Source organism: Streptomyces sp. NPDC041200 (assembly GCF_055591805.1).
Map to the genome: position 1 here is coordinate 1 of NZ_JBVIZF010000118.1, position 2,559 is coordinate 2,559.

2 protein-coding genes are annotated in these 2,559 nt (G+C 68.0%); both read left to right on the forward strand.

Annotated features, from left to right (window positions below):
* The first annotated feature begins 51 nt into the window (after nt 1-51).
* The gene (locus ACZ6CL_RS42845) at nt 52-1,692 is read left to right on the forward strand and encodes a type I polyketide synthase (RefSeq protein WP_468946985.1); all 1,641 of its coding nucleotides are present in this window, start codon (nt 52-54) and stop codon (nt 1,690-1,692) included.
* A 34-nt stretch (nt 1,693-1,726) separates the two neighbouring features.
* Nucleotides 1,727-2,559 (forward strand): beta-ketoacyl synthase N-terminal-like domain-containing protein (locus ACZ6CL_RS42850; protein ID WP_468946988.1); only part of this gene is annotated, 833 nt, incomplete at its 3' end.

A 2,559-nucleotide genomic window follows, 5' to 3' on the forward strand; every position in this document is an offset into this window, starting at 1 on the left:
GCGCGGTCTGGTGTGGTCGGGGCTGAGGGAGTGCGTGGCCTGTGTGCCGAGGTGCTGGGTCAGTTGCAGACCTTCCTGGCCGCTGGTGATTCCGGCCGTCTGGTGGTGGTCACCGAGGGTGCGGTGGGTGTAGAGGGCGATGACGAGGTGGTGGATCCTGCGGGGGCCGCGGTGTGGGGGTTGGTGCGGTCCGCGCAGGCGGAGAACCCCGGCCGTGTGGTGCTGGTGGACATCGATGGCGGCGAGCCGTCCGATGAGCTGATCACGACCGTGCTGGCCTCGGACGAACCGCAGGCAGCCGTCCGAGCAGGAGCCGCATACGTACCACGGCTCGTGGCCACTTCTGCCGCTTCCCCGCAGGCATCGTCGCTCGCCCTCGACCCCGAGGGCACGGTGTTGATCACCGGGGGGACGGGAACCCTGGGCGGAGCGATCGCGCGGCATATGGTGTCGACCCATGGAGTACGGAGCCTCGTACTGACCAGCCGCCGAGGGCCGGTGGCGGACGGTGCGCAGGAACTACGGGTCGAGCTGGAGGCCCTGGGCGCGCGGGTCGACATCGTCGCCTGCGATGTGGCCGACCGGGACTCCCTGCGGGAGCTGCTTGCGGGGATACCGGCGGATGCGCCGCTGGCGGGTGTGGTGCATACGGCGGGTGTGCTCGACGACGGTGTGATCGGGAGCCTTTCGCCGGAGCGTCTGGGCGCGGTGTTCCGGCCGAAGGTCGATGCGGCGCTGATGCTGCACGAGCTGACCGCCGGACTGGACCTGGACGCGTTCGTGCTGTTCTCCTCCGCGTCGGGACTGCTCGGTGGTCCGGGCCAGGGCAACTATTCGGCGGCGAACGCGTTCCTGGACGCCTTCGCGCAGTGGCGTCGGGCGCAGGGCCTGCCCGCCGTGTCCCTCGCCTGGGGCCTGTGGGGCCAGGCCAGCGGGATGACCAGCACGCTCGACCAGGCCGACCAGGCCCGGATGAACCGGGGCGGAGTACGGCCGCTGTTCACCGAAGAGGGCATGGCGCTGTTCGACGCTGGTCTGCACGCCGAGGAGTCGGTGCTGGTACCGGTGAAGTTCGACTTCACGGGGTTGGCGGAACAGGCACGCGCCGGACAGCTGCCGCCCATCATGAGCGGACTGGTGCGCCAGTCACGCCGGGCTGCGGGCGGCGGTGCCACGACGAGCGAGCCCTTGGCGGACCGGCTCAGGGCGCTGCCGGCCGAGGAACAGACGGCACAGTTGCTGGAACTGGTCCGCGGAGAGATCGCCGTGGTACTGGGGCACACCGATGCGACGAATATCGCGGCGGGGCAGGCATTCAGCGAACTCGGCTTCGATTCACTCACCGCCGTGGAGCTGCGCAATCGACTGGCCGGGGCGACGGGAATTCGGCTGCCAGCCACGCTGATCTTCGACTATCCCTCACCTGCTGTTCTTACCGAACACCTGCGAACAGAGCTGGTGCCGGAAGCAGGCGTGAGTGACATTTCCGATGTGGACGAGGCCGGACTGCGTCGTGTGCTGGCGACCGTGCCGCTCCAGCGTTTCCAGGACCTGGGCGTGCTGGAAACGCTGCTGCAGCTGACGAACTCCGGGGTGGCGGCACATCAGGTTCGGGAGAACCAGTCGCATCTCATCGCGGATATGGACGTCGACAGCCTCATCGAACGGGCGATGGGCACCACCAACAACTGACCCCGTCGCGGGCTACGGAGGAACTGAAATGTCTGTGTCCGAGGAAAAGCTCATCACCGCTTTGCGCGCCTCGCTCATGGAGAACGAGCAGCTCAAGGAGGAACGGGACCAAGCCTTGGCGGCCTCGGCCGAGCCCATCGCGATCGTTTCGATGGCCTGTCGGCTGCCGGGTGGCGTCTCCTCGCCCGAGCAACTCTGGCAGTTGGTGGCCGACGGCGGCGATGGCATCTCCTCGTTTCCGGTGAACCGCGGCTGGGACATCGACAAGCTCTTCGACCCCACGCCTGGTGAGCCGGGCAAGTCGTATGTCCGGGAGGGCGGTTTCCTCCACGAGGCGGGTGAGTTTGATCCGGCGTTCTTCGGGATCAGCCCGCGTGAGGCGTTGGCGATGGATCCGCAGCAGCGGTTGCTGCTGGAGGCGTCGTGGGAGGTGCTGGAGCGCGCTGGTGTCGATCCCACCGAGTTGAAGGGCAGCCGGACCGGTGTCTTCGCCGGTGCCATGTACCACGACTACGAAGCGGCGGCAGCGGCAGGCAGTCTGGTATCGGGCCGGGTGGCGTATACGTTCGGCTTTGAGGGGCCGGCGGTGACGGTGGACACGGCGTGTTCGTCGTCGTTGGTGGCGTTGCATTCGGCGGTGCAGGCGTTGCGGTCGGGTGAGTGTTCGCTGGCGTTGGCCGGTGGTGTCGCGGTGATGGCGACGCCGGGGAGTTTCGTCGAGTTTTCGCGGCAGCGTGGTCTTGCTCCGGATGGTCGGTGCAAGTCGTTCGCCGCGGGTGCGGATGGTACGGCGTGGGCCGAGGGCGTTGGCCTGTTGTTGCTGGAGCGGTTGTCGGACGCTCGGGCGAATGGGCACCAGGTGCTGGC